The 16,644-nt window shown below is 38.3% G+C and carries 16 protein-coding genes; 8 read left to right on the forward strand and 8 right to left on the reverse strand.

All coding sequences use genetic code 11. The features are described 5' to 3' along the window. Window positions 1-144: 144 nt before the first annotated feature. Window positions 145-765, reverse strand: a complete 621-nt coding sequence (locus ACFILO_RS01190) for a J domain-containing protein (protein ID WP_375606021.1) — start codon at window positions 763-765, stop codon at window positions 145-147. Between the two features lie 124 nt (window positions 766-889). On the opposite strand from ACFILO_RS01190, the gene ACFILO_RS01195 reads away from it, so the two are divergent. Next, window positions 890-1,162: a BolA family protein gene (locus ACFILO_RS01195; protein ID WP_375612716.1), complete on the forward strand. Its 273-nt coding sequence runs from the start codon at window positions 890-892 to the stop codon at window positions 1,160-1,162. Here ACFILO_RS01195 and ACFILO_RS01200 read toward each other — a convergent pair. Continuing rightward, a complete protein-coding gene (locus tag ACFILO_RS01200) occupies window positions 1,159-2,148 on the reverse strand; it encodes a tyrosine recombinase XerC (protein WP_375632436.1) in 990 nt (329 codons plus the stop codon). The two genes, ACFILO_RS01195 and ACFILO_RS01200, sit on opposite strands and share 4 nt — an antisense overlap. A 3-nt stretch (window positions 2,149-2,151) precedes the next feature. Next, window positions 2,152-2,973 carry a SapC family protein gene (locus tag ACFILO_RS01205; RefSeq protein ID WP_375632437.1) on the reverse strand — a complete coding sequence of 274 codons (822 nt, stop codon included), beginning with the start codon at window positions 2,971-2,973 and terminating at the stop codon, window positions 2,152-2,154. A gap of 132 nt (window positions 2,974-3,105) precedes the next feature. Between ACFILO_RS01205 and rimM the strand changes: the two genes are divergently transcribed. From rimM to ACFILO_RS01240, 7 genes are all read left to right on the forward strand, one after another. Beyond that, window positions 3,106-3,663: a ribosome maturation factor RimM gene (gene rimM / locus ACFILO_RS01210; protein WP_375618306.1), complete on the forward strand. Its 558-nt coding sequence runs from the start codon at window positions 3,106-3,108 to the stop codon at window positions 3,661-3,663. A 284-nt stretch (window positions 3,664-3,947) separates the two neighbouring features. After that, a complete protein-coding gene (gene trmD / locus ACFILO_RS01215; protein WP_375612244.1) occupies window positions 3,948-4,646 on the forward strand; it encodes a tRNA (guanosine(37)-N1)-methyltransferase TrmD in 699 nt (232 codons plus the stop codon). 209 nt (window positions 4,647-4,855) lie between these two features. Beyond that, a complete protein-coding gene (gene rplS, locus ACFILO_RS01220) occupies window positions 4,856-5,296 on the forward strand; it encodes a 50S ribosomal protein L19 (RefSeq protein ID WP_375612245.1) in 441 nt (146 codons plus the stop codon). Window positions 5,297-5,791: 495 nt separating this feature from the next. Then, window positions 5,792-6,193: a succinate dehydrogenase, cytochrome b556 subunit gene (gene sdhC / locus ACFILO_RS01225; RefSeq protein ID WP_375606014.1), complete on the forward strand. Its 402-nt coding sequence runs from the start codon at window positions 5,792-5,794 to the stop codon at window positions 6,191-6,193. Between the two features lie 18 nt (window positions 6,194-6,211). Then, window positions 6,212-6,598 (forward strand): succinate dehydrogenase, hydrophobic membrane anchor protein, encoded by a 387-nt coding sequence (sdhD, locus tag ACFILO_RS01230; protein WP_375612246.1) that lies wholly within the window; start codon window positions 6,212-6,214, stop codon window positions 6,596-6,598. Window positions 6,599-6,604: 6 nt separating this feature from the next. Beyond that, entirely contained in the window at window positions 6,605-8,449 is a 1,845-nt protein-coding gene (gene sdhA, locus ACFILO_RS01235) for a succinate dehydrogenase flavoprotein subunit (protein WP_375677720.1), read from the forward strand. A 14-nt stretch (window positions 8,450-8,463) separates the two neighbouring features. Beyond that, window positions 8,464-9,243 (forward strand): succinate dehydrogenase iron-sulfur subunit, encoded by a 780-nt coding sequence (locus ACFILO_RS01240; protein ID WP_005774220.1) that lies wholly within the window; start codon window positions 8,464-8,466, stop codon window positions 9,241-9,243. A gap of 3,322 nt (window positions 9,244-12,565) precedes the next feature. Here ACFILO_RS01240 and virB11 read toward each other — a convergent pair. Genes virB11 through ACFILO_RS01265 form a run of 5 tightly spaced genes read right to left on the reverse strand, consistent with a single transcriptional unit; the run spans window position 12,566 to window position 16,420 of the window. Further along, a complete protein-coding gene (gene virB11 / locus ACFILO_RS01245) occupies window positions 12,566-13,627 on the reverse strand; it encodes a P-type DNA transfer ATPase VirB11 (protein ID WP_375618302.1) in 1,062 nt (353 codons plus the stop codon). Continuing rightward, window positions 13,602-14,759 (reverse strand): type IV secretion system protein VirB10, encoded by a 1,158-nt coding sequence (gene virB10, locus ACFILO_RS01250; RefSeq protein WP_375606219.1) that lies wholly within the window; start codon window positions 14,757-14,759, stop codon window positions 13,602-13,604. The genes virB11 and virB10 overlap by 26 nt, the downstream gene beginning before the upstream one ends. Then, window positions 14,759-15,565 (reverse strand): P-type conjugative transfer protein VirB9, encoded by an 807-nt coding sequence (gene virB9, locus ACFILO_RS01255; RefSeq protein ID WP_375606008.1) that lies wholly within the window; start codon window positions 15,563-15,565, stop codon window positions 14,759-14,761. Before virB9 ends, virB10 begins: the two co-directional genes overlap by 1 nt. A 13-nt stretch (window positions 15,566-15,578) precedes the next feature. Beyond that, complete coding sequence (locus ACFILO_RS01260; protein WP_375653398.1) at window positions 15,579-16,280, reverse strand: virB8 family protein; 702 nt, start codon at window positions 16,278-16,280, stop codon at window positions 15,579-15,581. Further along, window positions 16,277-16,420 (reverse strand): TrwH protein, encoded by a 144-nt coding sequence (locus ACFILO_RS01265; protein WP_273791747.1) that lies wholly within the window; start codon window positions 16,418-16,420, stop codon window positions 16,277-16,279. The genes ACFILO_RS01260 and ACFILO_RS01265 overlap by 4 nt, the downstream gene beginning before the upstream one ends. Between the last annotated feature and the right edge of the window lie 224 nt (window positions 16,421-16,644).

The following is a 16,644-nucleotide window of genomic DNA, read 5'->3' on the forward strand; positions in this document are numbered from 1 at the left end:
GTATTTATGCAATGCTCTATAATGAGAGCCTTAGATATTGAAGAAAGATTTTTTTACGTATTCTATAATGTTTTGCAAAAAAAGTAACATTTTGCGCAAATAATGATGGTCTAAATGAAAATAGACTCATATAAGCGCATGTTTTCAGCACAAACCAGACTTTTTTAGCAAATTGTAAGCATGTAAAACATCACGAAAGCGCTCTTCTGAAGCACGATTACCACCATTGGAATCAGGATGGTGCTTTTTTACCAACTCTTTATATTTCATTTTGATGTCTTCTGCTGAAGCGTTTGCCTGTAGTCCCAGTGTATCAAAAGCTTTTGCTTCTAAGGGCTTTAATTTTCGTGAGAACTTATTGCTTGAATGCTGCCCAGTAAAAAGCGTGAAGGGATCGCGCATGCGATTTTGATAGGCAGCTGTGCCAGAGCGAATCTTTGCATAATTCGCGGCTGTTTTTTTCGATGTACCATTGCTCAGATCTGTAGGCCATGTCGGACGATGTCCTGTGAGAGCATCCTTTTGAAATTTTGCGATATCTTTATTGCTAAGACCAGAGAAGTAATTAAAATTTTTATTATAGGCGCGTACGTGTTCAATACAAAAATATAAATATTGTCCTTCGTGATTTCGACCTGCTGGTGCTTTATGGGACCCTGTTTTTTCACAACCTTCCCACTGACACTGTTGTGCTTCTGGCTCAGCTTTTTGTTTTTTATTTGAGCTTATGCGAATTGAATCGAATAATTTAGATGTTATTGTCATATTATTGGTTTATGCAAAATTGATTAATTTTACAAGAATTGACTTTTGAAAAATTTGTTTTCACACTTATTCTATTATGAAAAAGGTGTATTTTTGCACGTTCATTTTGTTTGAGGAATGAAAAATGTTTATAGAAACAATAATTCAGAGAAAGCTTCAGGATGCTTTTCATCCGCAAAAGCTTGAAGTGATTAACGAAAGTCATCTTCATGAGGGGCATCCTCATAATGAACATGCTTTTGATGGTAAAGGAGAAACACATTTTCGAGTGAAAATTTTATCTTCTTCTTTTTCTAATATGACACGCGTAGAAATACATCGAGCGATTTATAAAGTTTTACAAGAAGAGTTAGCTACTTGTGTTCATGCTTTGGCACTTGAGGTTGAAACACTCTAATTTTTTGATGAGACGTTTTTGGAACGGGGATGGGCCTTTTGATAGATTTTTAACAAATGGTCTGTATCGACGTGGGTATAGATTTGTGTGGTGGAAAGACTAGCGTGCCCAAGAAGTTCTTGAATCGTGCGCAAATCTCCCCCCCGTGATAAAAGATGGGTGGCAAAAGAATGGCGCAGTGTATGAGGCGTTGCAGTTTCTGGTAAACCAAGGCTTGCTCGTAAGTTGCGTACAGTTTTCTGAATAATGGCGGGCTGTAGGGGACCGCCTCGCGCCCCACGAAATATGGGTTGGTTATCCACTAAAGGATATGGGCAACATTTGAGATAATTTTGTACAGCTTCGTAAACAATTTTGATGAGAGGAACAAGGCGTGTTTTGCCGCCTTTTCCTGTTATAAATAAACTTGTTTTTTCAGGATCAGAAAATTGTTCTGGTGTGAGGCTTAAGGCTTCTGATATTCGCATTCCACAGCCATAGAGAAGCATGAGGACAGCAGCATTACGAGCGCTAATCCAAGGTTCATTTTCCAGTTGATTTTCTTGTTTGACTATGTGAAGTGCTGATTTTATCGCTAAAGGTTTTGGGAGCAATTTGGGGTGTTTGGGGCTTCGGATAAGTTGAGCCGCGGGAACATTGACGATTCCTTCACGTGATAAGTATTTGAAAAAAGAACGGATGCCTGCCACCCCTCGGCTTAAAGAGCGCGCACTTACATTGTTTGTACGCCGATAAGCAAGATAAGCACGCAAGTCACTGATGCGTAAATGAGCAAGATCTGTAAGGGTTGGTGTATGGCTTAAGTGTTGACAGAGAAAAGACAAAAATTGCCGCGTATCACGTTCATAGGCTTGCACTGTTTGTGCTGACATACGACGTGTTTGGGTAAGACACTCTAACCAATTTTTCCTTGCGTTTAAAATTGCATGGTCTGCTGGAATGAGAGGAATATTTTCATCTTTTCTCTTGTCGTTTTTGATGGGCATTATCTAGTTGAGAGTTTCTTTCTTTTTAGCTTTTTCATCGTTAGAATGACCATTCTTGTTTTGGGGTTGCTCTTCACGATTGATAAGTTGCTTTTCACCTTTGAGAGAGAGTATTTTCACAAGATTGTGTGTTGACATCAAATGCGCAAAAATTAATCCTAAAAAGCCATTTTTATGAAGTTTGGCAAGTTGGCTTGCTGATAATTTATTCAATTTTTCTTCATCAACAACCCAAAAATGTTCCAATTGCGCTGAGAGACCTTTATCGTTTTTCACATTGATGGATTTTTGGCTTAGAAGATCCATTTCTACAAGAGCATCAATAAACTCAGAGGTTTTCTCCATAGCGATTTTAAAACTTTCAAGAAAGCGAATACGTTCTTCCATAAAAGGAGAAATAGAGCCATCGGAATTAAAAAGTTCTGTTCCTGCAACTTCATTAAACATACCGGACTGTTGATCAAAGCAGACAGAAAGTTCTTTTTCATTGCTAATTTGTGCCAAAACAAAAGGATAGCGACGGACAAAAGCTGGAACATAAGTATTGTTTTTCCAACTTTTATCAGAAGCGATATAGTCATTTTCGTCATTAGAAAGACCGACAAGAGCTGCGGATGTGTAGTGCCGTTTTTTTTGTTCATCTTCGGCGCACATAAATAAAATAGGATAGTCTAGCGCTGCTTGAAAATATTCAGTACTTGCTAAAGGAACCCAATGAGTATCCTTGGCAAAAGACATATCAGTTGGAGGAGCAAATTTTAGATTTTTATGGGAAATTTTGTTGATTGGTGTGATATCTTTGTAAAATAGCATAATATTTGCCATAAGACTTTCTCCTTTATTAATTTGTTTTTTGTTACCAAGAAAGGTCTTTTAGAAGATTGTCTCATATGGCAACAAGATTGAATAGAAAACTATAAGATTGAAGGGTTCATTTTTGAGAGATAATATTTTTGCATGAAGTATAATAAAGAAAAGCTTAAAAATAAAGTCTATCTTGCCATTATTGGTATGCCTCATGGTATAAAAGGAGATGTTTTTGTTAAAATTCTAAGTGCTGAGCCACAGCGTTTCAAGTTTTACAGCACTCTTTATGATGATATGGGGCGTTCTTATGAAATTGTAACTCTTCGCATACAAAAAAATAAGGCGATTGTACGTTTTAAAGGGGTAGAAAATCGTAATGCGGCTGAGTCTTTAAAAGGTATTCGCCTTTATGTGACGCGTGATCAATTAATTGATGATTTGATGGAGGATGAGTTTTATCAAGTCGATTTAATAGGCTTGTGTGTCCAAGATTGTGGGGGGAAAATCTTAGGTGAAGTGTGTGGTTTTTTTAATTTCGGGGCTGGTGATTTGCTTGAAATACGTTTGAATACAGGTAAAAGAGTTCTTATTCCCTTTAGTAAGGCGGCGGTACCAGAAATTTGTATGGATTCTGGTTTTCTTGTTGTTGATCCCATGGCCGCTGGTTTAATTGATGGGGGAGACAATGATAAAAAGGAAATAGCTTGAATCTAAAAATAAAGATGAAGGTAAAAAACAACAGATGAATTTCGTCAATAAAAAGTGGAATGTGTGAAAATATTAAAAATGCTCTTTTGAGCAGATATTGTAAGCGCTTTATCTCGAAATAGTCCTGAATTTTTAGAGTCTTTTTTAGTGCAAGTATTTAGAAGGATCGTATTGAATATGGCGCAGATCAAGAAGACTCAGATTAACGCTATAGCGTTAAAAGTCTTGTTTGTGCTATTTTTGCTATTAAGAGTCTGTTTAAGAAAATAAGGATAAGAAATAAAATGAAATTTCAGGCGCGCGTTTTAACCCTTTATCCTGAAATGTTTCCTGGTTTTTTAGGGTATTCTTTAGCAGGGCAAGCTTTAGAGCGTGGAATTTGGTCACTGGAGACGGTACAGATTAGGGATTTTGCTTTAGACAAACACCATAGCGTTGATGATAAACCTGCTGGTGGGGGAGCTGGTATGGTAATGCGGGCGGATGTATTGGCGGCTGCTCTTGATTGCTGTCCACAGGATTCGCCAAGATTGTTGATGAGTCCACGTGGGCGTCCTTTTGACCAAGCTTACGCGCATAGCTTGGCTCGTGATACGGGTGTAACGTTAGTTTGTGGACGTTTTGAAGGGGTTGATGAGCGAGTCATAGAAGCACGAGAATTAGAAGAAGTTTCTATTGGTGATTATATTCTTTCAGGGGGTGAAACAGCTGCATTGGTTATCTTAGATGCTATTATACGTCTTCTGCCTGGAGTGATGGGGAATGCAGCTTCTGCAAGGTGTGAAAGTTTTGAAAATGACTTGCTGGAACATCCGCAATATACCCGCCCTTCTCTTTTCGAAGGGCGGGGTATTCCGCCTGTATTGCTCTCAGGTCATCACAAAGCGATCGCAGATTGGCGTCAAAGCCAAGCCGAATTGTTAACACGTCAACGTCGCCCTGATCTTTATGCGCGTTATAATAAAAATCATCAGAAAACTTGATTCATATGATAAGGTGGTGTATTGCATGGCTCTCTTTTTAGAGAGTTTTTTATAAAAGGTTTTCTGTAGTTCCAAAATTAAAATGAAGGAATGGTGTATTCGCTCCTGTGTAAGACATAGCCTAAAGAGCTCCTTATTCTTAATAAAGGCTTTTTTGGTAAGAGTTGAGCGCTCTGACTGTTCGATAAAGAACATGAAGGATAAAAGAAATGAATATTATCGCACAGCTTGAAGCTGAACAATGTGCAAAAATTGAAGAAAAGCGCCAATTTCCAGCATTTCAGCCAGGAGATACAGTCCGTGTTATGGTGCGTGTGACAGAAGGTACACGGACGCGTGTTCAGGCTTATGAAGGTGTCTGTATTGCGCGTTCAGGCGGTGGGTTGAATGAGACCTTTACAGTACGCAAGATTTCTTATGGCGAAGGGGTGGAGAGGGTATTTCCTGTTTATTCTCCTTTGATTGAAGGTGTTGAGCTGGTGCGCCGTGGTAAAGTGCGCCGTGCAAAACTCTATTATCTACGTGGCTTGAGAGGTAAAGCTGCACGTATCGCTGAAAAGAGAGATTATCGGAAAAAAGCTGAAAAGGTTGTTGAGAAAGTAGAAGCAGCATCTGTCAGCACAGATGTTGAAAAGCAAGTTTCTGAGTAAAGATTATATCGGCTAAACTTTATGCAAAAGCGGCTTTTATGCCGCTTATTTGTGTCTTTCTTGATTCGTTTTGCCTTTTAAAAGGCTTGGAGGGGACATAAAAATGTTTAATCTATCAATTTTTCCTCTTTTTATTCTTAATCATGGGTGCAATTTAAGAGACCATTGCATATATCGTGGATACTCAAAAGGATAAGTTTAATCTGAAAAAATGTCTGTTTATATTTGGAAAAGATTTTAGACCTTTGACGTGAAGATAAAAGTGTATTAGATTAAGGCGAGTTTTGCGGATCATATCCGGGGAGTAATCGGTTTTTTTATGCGTGACCTTTAATCCGTTATTTGAGACAACCGACCTGTAATATCGGTATCTTGAGATGCCAAACAAGTAAAAACGAGAGAGTATGTTTAGTCGTTTTGCGCGAACTTTCTCGTTCATTGCGGTTGCAAAAACCAGGTCAGGATATTTTATGATAAACCAGGTCAGGATATTTTATGATAGAGACAACTAGGATAAAAGAGCGCCCTCGTTCCCCTCATATAAGTATTTATCGTTGGACAATTACTATGGCCATGTCCATTGCACACCGCATTACGGGTATGGCACTTTATGTTGGAACGGTTTTTCTTGCTGTTTGGTTAATTGCTATTGCGTGTGGCGAGGAGACATTTAGAACAGTTTACGAAATTTATAGTTCTTGGTTTGGATTGTGTATTTTGTTTCTTTATACTTTGGCAGGGGTTCATCACATGGTTGGTGGTGTTCGCCACATTGTTTGGGATCTGAAGCCTTGCCTTTTGGCAAAAGAAAAGGCAACAGTCACTGCTTGGGCGACAGTGTTTATTTCTCTTATTGTTACTTTTGCGATTTGGATTATTGGATATACCGTTGTTTAGCTGGGGGTGAAAAGAGACATGAAAAAAGATTTTCGAACGGAACTTGGAAAAGTACGGGGGCGTGGCAGTGCTCATGAAGGAACAGAGCATTTTTGGCTAGAACGTTTGACGGGGTTTATCAATCTACCACTTTTGATATTTTTTATTGTTCTTATTCTTTCGCTTGTGGGAAAGGACTATAGTATTGTGCGTGCAAGACTTGCACATCCTATTGTTGCTATTTTGATGGGATTGATGACTTTTTCGGTCCTTTATCATATGAAACTTGGTATGCAGGTAGTGATTGAAGATTATATTCCACGTGAAGGTTTTCGGATATTCTTTTTGACGTTAAATATTTTATTTTGTTTTCTCATAGGTGGTATCATTATTTTTTCTCTTTTGAAAATTGCATTAGGGGGTTAAACAAGTATGGCGGGTACAGGATCATCTCTGGGTGCTAAAGCAGGTAACGCCCCTTATCGCACTGTAGATCATAAATTTGATGTTGTTGTTGTTGGGGCAGGTGGTGCAGGATTACGTGCGACACTGGGTATGGCAGAACAAGGATTAAAGACAGCTTGTATTACGAAGGTTTTTCCAACGCGCTCACATACGGTTGCAGCACAAGGGGGAATTGCTGCATCGCTTTCAAATATGGGACCTGACAATTGGCAGTGGCATTTATATGATACCGTGAAAGGTTCTGATTGGTTGGGCGATACCGATGCAATGGAATATTTGGTGCGTAATGCTCCTGCTGCTGTGTATGAATTAGAACATTATGGCGTTCCTTTTTCGCGAACGCAAGAAGGCAAAATTTATCAGCGTCCTTTTGGTGGACATACGACACAATTTGGTGAAGGTCCGCCTGTTCAGCGTACTTGCGCAGCAGCTGACCGTACAGGCCATGCCATTTTGCATACGCTTTATGGACAAAGCTTAAAGCATAATGCGCAATTTTTTATTGAATATTTTGCACTCGATCTCATCATGACGGATGGGGTTTGTACGGGGGTTGTGGCATGGAATCTCGATGATGGTACAATACATCGTTTTTCTGCCAAAATGGTTGTTCTTGCAACCGGTGGTTATGGACGGGCTTATTTTTCTGCGACATCGGCGCATACCTGTACGGGTGATGGTGGTGGAATGATCGCACGCGCTGGATTGCCACTTCAGGATATGGAGTTTGTGCAATTCCATCCGACAGGGATTTACGGTTCTGGCTGCTTAATTACAGAAGGAGCTCGTGGTGAAGGAGGCTATTTAATCAATTCTGAAGGTGAACGCTTTATGGAGCGTTATGCACCTTCCTTTAAGGATTTGGCTTCACGTGACTTGGTTTCGCGTTGTATCACACTTGAAATTCGTGAAGGGCGTGGCGTTGGACCTAAGAAGGATCATATTCATTTGGTTCTCAATCATATTGATCCTGCAATCTTGCATGAGCGTTTACCAGGGATTTCAGAATCAGCACGGATATTTGCAGGGGTGGATGTAACAAAAGAGCCTATCCCCATCTTGCCAACGGTTCATTATAATATGGGTGGGATTCCTACCAATTACTACGGGGAAGTTCTCAATCCAACGGCTGATTCGCCTGATCGTATTCAACCAGGGCTGATGGCGGTAGGAGAAGCAGGATGTGCTTCTGTTCATGGTGCTAACCGCTTGGGGTCAAATTCATTAATTGATCTTGTGGTGTTTGGTCGTGCTGCTGCCATTCGCGCGGGTGAAGTTATTGATCGGAATGCAGAAATTCCACCCATCAATGAAGAAGCTGTTGACGAAATTATAGCGCGTTTTGATCGTTTACGTTTTGCACAAGGGGCAATACCAACAGCTGTATTGCGTGAAAAAATGCAACGCACGATGCAAGAAGACGCAGCAGTCTTCCGTACAGAAGATTCTTTGAAACAGGGATGTCAACGGATGAATAAAATCTGGGGGGAATTGTCGGATCTCAAAGTCACAGATCGTTCTCTGATATGGAATTCTGATTTGGTTGAAACATTAGAGCTTGAAAATCTTATGGCGAATGCAATCATGACTGTTTATTCTGCCGAAGCACGTTCAGAAAGCCGTGGCGCTCACGCTCGTGAAGATTATCCAGAGCGTGATGATAAAAACTGGCGTAAACATACGATTTCACATTTGTCAAAAGAGGGTAAGGTGACATTATCATATCGACCTGTCCATGTGGACCCGTTAACATCTGAAGCTGATGGTGGGATCGATTTAAAGCGCATTGCACCTAAAAAACGGGTTTATTAAGGGGAGAATAAAATATGGTACAAATTAAGCTTCCCAAAAATTCTCAAGTAAAACCGGGAAAGGTTTGGCCTAAACCTGAAGGTGCTACAAAGCTGACGGAATTTCACGTGTATCGTTGGTCGCCTGATGATGAGGAAAATCCTCATTTAGATACTTATTATGTGGATCGTTCTGCTTGTGGTCCTATGATTCTTGATGGGCTTTTGTTTATTAAAAACCATATTGATCCAACTTTGACACTTCGTCGATCATGCCGTGAAGGCATCTGTGGTTCATGTGCGATGAATATTGATGGAACCAATACATTAGCTTGTACCAAAGGGATGGATGATGTAAAACATCCCATTAAGGTCTATCCGTTGCCTTCCATGCCGGTTGTTAAAGATTTGGTTCCTGATTTAAAGCGTTTTTATGCACAACACCGAGTCATTGAGCCTTGGTTGCAAACAGTTTCTCCTGAACCTGCAAAAGAATGGTTACAAAGTCACTCCGATCGCCAAAAAATCGATGGCCTTTATGAATGTATTTTGTGTGCGTGTTGTCAGACTTCATGTCCAAGTTATTGGTGGAACGGTGATCGTTATTTGGGGCCCGCTGTTTTGCTTCAAGCTTATCGCTGGATTGCGGATTCACGTGATGAGATGTGTGGTGAACGTCTTGATAATTTAGAAGATCCTTTCCGCCTTTATCGTTGCCATACGATTATGAATTGTGCGCAAACTTGTCCAAAGGGATTAAATCCAGCGAAAGCGATTGCTGAAATTAAAAAACTCATGGTTGAACGCCGCCTTTGAAAATTTACTGATTGATCAAAATAAAGCGCAAGGTGGGAAATTGTATCTCCTTTTAGCAATTAAATCTCTAAAAGAAGATCGGCTGCTTATGGGGGCGCAGTAGCTATAATCATTCTAAAAGCGAAGTAATCTCTAAAAATTAAGCAATCCTTGTAGAAGCAATCCTTGCAATGGCTGAGCAGAAAACTCATAGTTGAATATTATCTTTGAAATTTGACCGATTAACGAACAGTAAAAAGAAAAATAGAAAATTGTGCGTGTTTTTGTGCCTCTTTGAGGCTTAATCTCTAAAAATTTATTGGCTTCTATGAGGCGGTTAGTATAGTTATTATTGCCTTTAAAAAGGCATTAGTCTTTCGAGTAAACTATACTTTAAATAGCGTTCTATGTAAGAACAATAAAATCAATATGCCATGTGTTTTTATTTTTATTAAATTCGCATCATAATTTATACTTTGATGCAGATTCAAGTAATCATTTTTTATAAAAAATGATTACTCTGTATAAATAGAGCACAAAAATAAATGCTGATACAAATATTAAACGCATTTAAATTATCTAAATGAAATACAAAGGAGTGATCATTATGACAATTCGTCATTTTACGACACATTTATTGTAATATCGAAAACATTGCTAGTATTCAAGGATTAGGAATTTTTGATAATATCATTATATATATAAAGGTCATATTTTTTATTTTAAAGATTGGATTGTTAATCGCATTAAAAAACAAAATTTATAGTTCTCAAAAAATGGAGAACGTAAAATCCCTCTCTATTGTAGAGATAGATTATATAGTTAAGGGGGTAGTAATTTAAAAATATTGTAACATCATAGATTTAAATTCATTAAAGAGCAGATAAGACGTTTGAAAAATAGCAAATTTATAGGTTTCTCTAAAAATTTAGAAAAGGCTAGTGAGAATTTTAAGAACACGTGTTGCGAATGTGGAATAAGCGGTGTTTGTAGGTTCGTTTGAGTTGAATAAATTCAATCATCAAAGAAAATATGTTGTATTTTGACGAGTTTCGGAGGTTTTGATTTTATATGTTTTTATCTATAAAAAATAGAGATTTCTAGGTTTAGATCTTATTTATTATGTTAGGGTATTTCATTGTTCTTGTATGTATGCTTAAGAAAGTTATTTAAGCAGTAAAAGTGTTTTTTATTTTTCAGCATAAAAGATATTTCTTAACATGAAAAAGAGGTGTCCAAGTATTAACGGTATAATCAGTCATTGTTTTGGTATTTATTCTGTTGTGCCATAAAATACTATCGTGTTTAGGATGTGGTAATTAGAGTGGTTAGAAGGTGAAATCTGCTAGGCGAGGGGGCGGATTGTTTGCAGATTAGTTTGCGTGTTAAGAGGCTTCGTCCTTTGAGGTGTGGTAGGTGGAGTCTGTTAGCCAATTACGTAAATGAGAGCGAAATCTACGTGGACAGGTTTTTAGTCTAATCTCTCTTATATATTGTGATGGGAAATTCACCTTAATAAGGACTACGACCGGTTACAGAAAACAGAAATCATTGCGAAAAAACAAGCGTGCTTATTTTAAAATTTTTAATATTTGTGATCATAATGGCATGCGAAATCTCCTGTAGTATCACGCAGACCGTTCGTATTCTCGAGCCAAGAATTGTTCATATATCCTCTTCAATCTGATCTTCACGAATTGATGCAAGAGATGGGTACGAACACCTGTAAAAATAAGCAGATGCAAAGCCAGTTGTATCATTATTGTTGCTTTGCAGAGTGTTTGATAAAAATCTGGAACATTTCTCCAATTCATTGCCGGTTTATTAATGACTTTATGGCGTTGTTTTTCTAAAAGAGCTTTTGCTGTTGCAGCTTTCACTTATCAGATGGGAGTTAAGAGTATTATGTATCTCTGTTGGCGTAATCTTTGAAAGTCGCTATACAGCCTCCTAATTTGAGGAGAATATGAAGCTGTAAAGGTGCAAACCAGTTTCCATTTTAGCATCATTTTTAATTCTGCTTTACGACTTTCAAAAGCATCTAGAGTAATGTCTTTTAAATAATAGAGATTACGCATTGCTTCACGCTTTTGTTTCTCTCGTTCTTTAATAAGATCAAAACCCTTATGTAAAACAGAACGTCCCGAGCCAAATACACTTTGCTTGTCAATTTGCACGCTTGTTTTTAAGAAACCTTTCTTTAAGGTGCCTAAGCTTATTTCATTACAGAGCTCGTGGATGGTATAATGGTAAAGCCCCGATGAACAATATAAAATTTATAGAGCATCTCCATTTTTACACTTCATAAAAGAGCAAGTTGGGTGCCATTAGACACTTTGCAAACTCCCAATATTGTGACAATTTGGGGCATTTTGGATGGTTTATAAAAGGCATTTTTAGTGCTTTTTGTACAGTTTCATTCTATACGGCTTTATTTACTTATAATGTGCAAGAGACATGGTTTTGGTTAATAAACAGCTTTGAAATGAGAGAATCCTACGGTACTAAGATCTTTTATCCAACACGCAAAATAATGAAAACTCTTTATAAGTCAATGTGACGTGGCTTAAGAAGAGTGATTGTAGATCTGTTCTTTTAGGAATTTTTGCTTTTTGTGGTGCAGAGAAGAGAGCAGGAATATTCAGAGTAGAGCTTACCTTATGGAATCTATGGATATCGTCTTTAGGAGAGGGACATAAGCCACGTGATATGGTTAGCAAAGCTTGCCTAAGAGAAATTTGGTTGTTTACGAACAACTGGAGGTTAAGAATCTTTCTTCGTCCGAAGAAGACGTCTATATACCACTATACTTTTTATTACCAAATAGAACGTGGTTTATGGATGCTAAATCGAAATGATAATTTATTTCGTATGAGGTTTTCCGTATTTGGAGATTGTTTGGTTAAAAAACATATTTATTAATCACTTGAAAATAGTGCTTAGAATTTTTAAACGATAAGTTTTGGTCTTGATGACGATAATTATTTGTGATGATCGAAAGTACCTATTTTACGAAGCTTTCATTGATAGGCGAATCAAAATTTATTCTTTTCTTTTGTTTAAATATTTATTTTGCAACTATTTTTTCTTTTTTGCATCAAAGATACTTTTTCAAAAGGTAAATGGAAAGAATGATCAAAGGCAAGAGAATAAAGAGAGCCTTATGTATAATTTGGTTTTCTCGTAGAGTTGTTGTCTATTAACTTTTTTCTTTTTTTCTTCATGAAGAGTGTAGAAAATCCATCGGAGAAGCAAAGAGAATAGGAAAAGTTAAATAAATAGCCGTAACAATTAGTTACGGCTATTTTTGTTTGCTTCATATTACCGAGAGAGGAAGCTCACCTTAAGCGATTTTTGATTTAGCAAAAATCGGGTCGTAAAAGACTTCAGAGAGTTTTCTATCTTTAAAGAACAACACTACGTCAACTGTTGTATAGAGAACGATTTTTATCATTTCTAACTCGAGTTGCCGGCCAATTTCTGATCTTTTAATCAAGGTGGCACATCGCTCAAATGTTTGCAAAGCGCTGTTGGCATGCGTTGTTGTAATCGATCCGGGATGACCAGTGTTGAGCGAATTGAGATATTCCCATGCTTCATTGCCTCGCAATTCAGCGAGAAAAATTCTGTCAGGCGACTGACGCATACACGCATCTAGGCATTCTTCAGCTGAAACACGGCCTACATTGTTACCATAAATCATATGTACATGATTGGGATGATTGGGTAGAAAAAGCTCATGAACATCTTCAATTGTGATAATACGCTCCTCTACAGGGACCTTTTCAATTAAAGAGCGCGCAAATGTTGTTTTACCAGATCCTGTTTTGCCTGCAATAATAATGTTGCGTTTGTGAAGGACGCATTCTTCCAAAAATTCAAGAATTTTTCCCTCACGTTTACTTTGTAAGAGTTGAACTTCAAATGGTTCCAACCGTGTGAAGTCCTGCCTCGATAACAAGTTATTGGCTTCTTTTGCTGAAGGCTTATTAAAACTTACATCAGAAAAATCGTCAAATGCCCCTTCTTCTTTGAGTTCTTCTAACGTTTTAACTATGAGAGAATGTTTACGAATTACAAAGGAAAGAGCACCATCAACAACAGCTGGTGTTTGTATAATTGTACCACGTTGTCCACCAGGCAAGAGCACATAATTAATACTTCTGGGAGCCATACCGTTATAAACGATAATAGCTGTAATAAGCGTTTGCAAAAAAGTGGTTGTTAACTCTGGTACGCTATGTACTTGCCAACCCTTAAAGCTTTTCGTCCATACTTCACAGGGGCGGCAAATCGATAATTCAGTGATCGTGGGATCTTCTAAAAAACAATCAAGCGGTTGCAGAAGCTGAAAAACTGCTTGATCTTTTTGTATCGGGTTAACGTGTGACGAGACTGTAGACATCGCTGAAATCCAGATCACGAGCAACAAAAATATTTACTCGTTCGCCTTGGTTTTTGTAAAGTGTTGGTGTGATATTGATGGAATTTTGAAGAACATCGATTGCTATAGATTCAGCATTCTGAGCTCCTTTATTTTGTGAGTTATCTTTATTTTCTTTGCTGCTTTTACCAACTTTTCCTCTTACCCATTCTCCTAAATCACCGATAATGCTTACCATAATTGCACTACCAAATCGTTCCCAAAAATGTCTGTCAACCCAGCCACCAATACCCGCTTCACCCAGAGGACCTGTGCCTGGTGAGTCAAGATTGACAACAACACCAGAAGGCGTTTCAATGCGTAACCATTGCACAAACACGCGCGTTTGTCCTTGTTGTATGCCACTTTGGTAAAAACCAACAACTTTAGAACCACGGTCAAGCAAAACAACACGTCCACTCGTGGAATAAATATCGCGTGTTAAATGACACGTCGTCATTCCGGGTTGTGATGTAATGATTTTTGTTTCTAACGTACAATCTATTTGCGTTCCTTGTGTAATCAAAAAGTCACGGTTACGAAGTTGCATCGCATGTGATTGACCTAAACGCACGGGCTGAAGGTTATCAAATAATACGCCATTACCTCTATCATTATTCGATGCTTTATTATTTGTATCTGTAGATCCTTCGCTACCACCGTTGTTAAGGCTAGAACTGAGCATACGTTTGCGTGCTAATTCTTCAGAATCTTGGAGCATATGTGGAGGAATGGCTGTTTGAAGAAGTTTACTCAATGCCGGTGGAATATCCAAGTTTGAATCTTCTGTTTGTGTTGATTTTTCTGCTTCTTCTACAATCTTTGGCTCTTCTATAATCCGAGGGACATAGTTTGGTATAATTTGCTGTACTATTTGTTGTGGTTTTTCTTCCTCAACCTCCACGGTATTACGCATTTTAAAAGCTTTCCAAGTCAAGGCAATCGGTATCGCTACTATGACAATAAGTCCTACCATTAACAATGCACGGGTACCTGGAATTGTTGGACGACGTTCAGAACCTAGTTCGGACCCTCCATAGGTACCTTCAATATGTTTTTGTTCGACGTTGTCCAGTTTTGTACCTTTTCCCTCTCCTTCCTTATTGTCAAACATCATTTTCCTCCTTTATTGATACGATAAACCACCGAAGATACTGTCCCTGTTGTGTTTGGTACGCCATTGGGGTCATAGGCTTCATTAAAAACAGCTAGAGCGCGTTTACCAAGCCGTATAAGCCATTTAGGATTGACCTTATGAACGGCGATAATATCATTAGAACTGCCGATAACGGTGCGTGGTATTAAGCTTTCATTACCTTCAGCATCTACGACATAAATCGATGGCATATCCATGTTAGCGGGAAATTTAAAGTAAGTAATACGCCCATTGTCCCAAGCATTTATCGGAGCAATATCTTGGTGACCACTCATGGTATAACTGAGATTATAGCCGTTGACGCTTTGGTGAAAACCACGTTCAATCGCAAGGCGTCGATTGTTTTCTTCTGACTTTTCATCGTTTGAATCGGGATAATGGAAAGCCAATTCATATGTTGATCCCGCACGGTCATTCCGAAATTGTAGTCGGAATTTATAACTCCGTTTGTCGGTTACAACGATGAGATTGGTATTGGCAAGTTCTGCTTTTGGTTTAATAAAAATATGCCGCCCTTTATGAGCAAAGGCATAGGCTTCAGAATCACCAAAGGCATGAGTTATGTACTGTTCACCTTCTTCAAGAATAATATGTGTTGCCACACCAAGAACTGTTTCAATTTGAACCACATCGGCTTCGTTATATGTTATATAGCGAATGCGGTGATCATATTGTGAATTTGATGGACTTTTGAGCGCCTGCACAGGTACCGTATAAAGAGAAGAAAACGAAGACAATAGAACAACAAACGCAAGTTTTTTCATAACAATCAATTCCTTAATCATTCAACAGTATTTCTGGGTCAGAACGGTAACTTGTTACTTGAAAACCAAGGGGGTTAAGCAATCGATCAGATGATTTCATGGGTGCACCAACATAGGTGTAACCAATTGTTGCAATTTGGTGCTGTTTTGGTCCAGTAGCAGCACCGTTGCTGTCAAGTTGCTGAGTCGTAAAACGTACAGTTGCTTGACCGAGTCCATTAGGCTGGATTGATCGTACTTTAACTGTGATACGTGCATTGTTGGAAAGCACTTTGTCCCGTGCATTTTCTCCATCATAGATTTTATAATATTCTTGTTGAACAGATGCCGCACTTAAAAGTGCTGTTGTGTCATAGTTCAGTTGAATAGTATCGTAGTCGTAAGTTTCGCGGTTAAGCACATATTGGTTTAGCCAATATCTATCTACAACTTCACCATAGCTTTCTTCGTGTTCACGCATGATTGAGATAACATCAACTGCACCCGTCGTATTATCAACGCGCAATACTAAGGGAGTTGGAGCTGGTTGAGAAAATCCAACAACTCCACATATCATACCGAATAAGCCAAAAAGACCCACAGTACTCGCGACACGCCATGCCGTTCTGCGCGACCTTATAAATTCATTGATAAGATCACGTTCTAAGCCACGGCTTTCTTCATAATAACTTCTAAGTTGTTCGGCTTTCACTGGTTTTGCTTGTTTTGTTTTCATCTGTCTCCTCGCTTGATTTCGGCAGGGATTGTTTTATTAATAGGCACACGGTTCCTATCATTAGGCTGTTTTAGCTTTGGTGCTAATGCACAAGCCGATAAAAGGTTTGCAATCAAAATTACAAGAATGATCGACTTCATTTTAATATTACTCTTTTTTACTATTATATACATCCTGATATTTATTGTCATTATTCCTATTTTGAACATAAAGTAAAGTGCATGGTGTGTAATTATTTTACTTTTTTATTCCATTTTAATTTATGAAAATAGCTCAATTTCAGTGCGAATATTTTTTACTTTAGGATTGGATATCCTCGTTATTTTGTCATATGGATATTAAGGGCGTCTGTTACGGGAACCAT

It is taken from the genome of Bartonella sp. AP72JLCBS (assembly GCF_042195705.1).
Taxonomy (GTDB): Bacteria; Pseudomonadota; Alphaproteobacteria; order Rhizobiales; family Rhizobiaceae; genus Bartonella.

What these genes read in the sequence shown, in the direction of transcription:
- ACFILO_RS01190 (WP_375606021.1), bottom strand. Translation starts at nt 765, where the DNA reads ATGACAATAACATCTAAATTATTCGATTCAATTCGCATAAGCTCAAAT.
- ACFILO_RS01195 (WP_375612716.1), top strand. Translation starts at nt 890, where the DNA reads ATGTTTATAGAAACAATAATTCAGAGAAAGCTTCAGGATGCTTTTCAT.
- ACFILO_RS01200 (WP_375632436.1), bottom strand. Translation starts at nt 2,148, where the DNA reads ATGCCCATCAAAAACGACAAGAGAAAAGATGAAAATATTCCTCTCATT.
- ACFILO_RS01205 (WP_375632437.1), bottom strand. Translation starts at nt 2,973, where the DNA reads ATGGCAAATATTATGCTATTTTACAAAGATATCACACCAATCAACAAA.
- rimM (WP_375618306.1), top strand. Translation starts at nt 3,106, where the DNA reads ATGAAGTATAATAAAGAAAAGCTTAAAAATAAAGTCTATCTTGCCATT.
- trmD (WP_375612244.1), top strand. Translation starts at nt 3,948, where the DNA reads ATGAAATTTCAGGCGCGCGTTTTAACCCTTTATCCTGAAATGTTTCCT.
- rplS (WP_375612245.1), top strand. Translation starts at nt 4,856, where the DNA reads ATGAATATTATCGCACAGCTTGAAGCTGAACAATGTGCAAAAATTGAA.
- sdhC (WP_375606014.1), top strand. Translation starts at nt 5,792, where the DNA reads ATGATAGAGACAACTAGGATAAAAGAGCGCCCTCGTTCCCCTCATATA.
- sdhD (WP_375612246.1), top strand. Translation starts at nt 6,212, where the DNA reads ATGAAAAAAGATTTTCGAACGGAACTTGGAAAAGTACGGGGGCGTGGC.
- sdhA (WP_375677720.1), top strand. Translation starts at nt 6,605, where the DNA reads ATGGCGGGTACAGGATCATCTCTGGGTGCTAAAGCAGGTAACGCCCCT.
- ACFILO_RS01240 (WP_005774220.1), top strand. Translation starts at nt 8,464, where the DNA reads ATGGTACAAATTAAGCTTCCCAAAAATTCTCAAGTAAAACCGGGAAAG.
- virB11 (WP_375618302.1), bottom strand. Translation starts at nt 13,627, where the DNA reads ATGTCTACAGTCTCGTCACACGTTAACCCGATACAAAAAGATCAAGCA.
- virB10 (WP_375606219.1), bottom strand. Translation starts at nt 14,759, where the DNA reads ATGTTTGACAATAAGGAAGGAGAGGGAAAAGGTACAAAACTGGACAAC.
- virB9 (WP_375606008.1), bottom strand. Translation starts at nt 15,565, where the DNA reads ATGAAAAAACTTGCGTTTGTTGTTCTATTGTCTTCGTTTTCTTCTCTT.
- ACFILO_RS01260 (WP_375653398.1), bottom strand. Translation starts at nt 16,280, where the DNA reads ATGAAAACAAAACAAGCAAAACCAGTGAAAGCCGAACAACTTAGAAGT.
- ACFILO_RS01265 (WP_273791747.1), bottom strand. Translation starts at nt 16,420, where the DNA reads ATGAAGTCGATCATTCTTGTAATTTTGATTGCAAACCTTTTATCGGCT.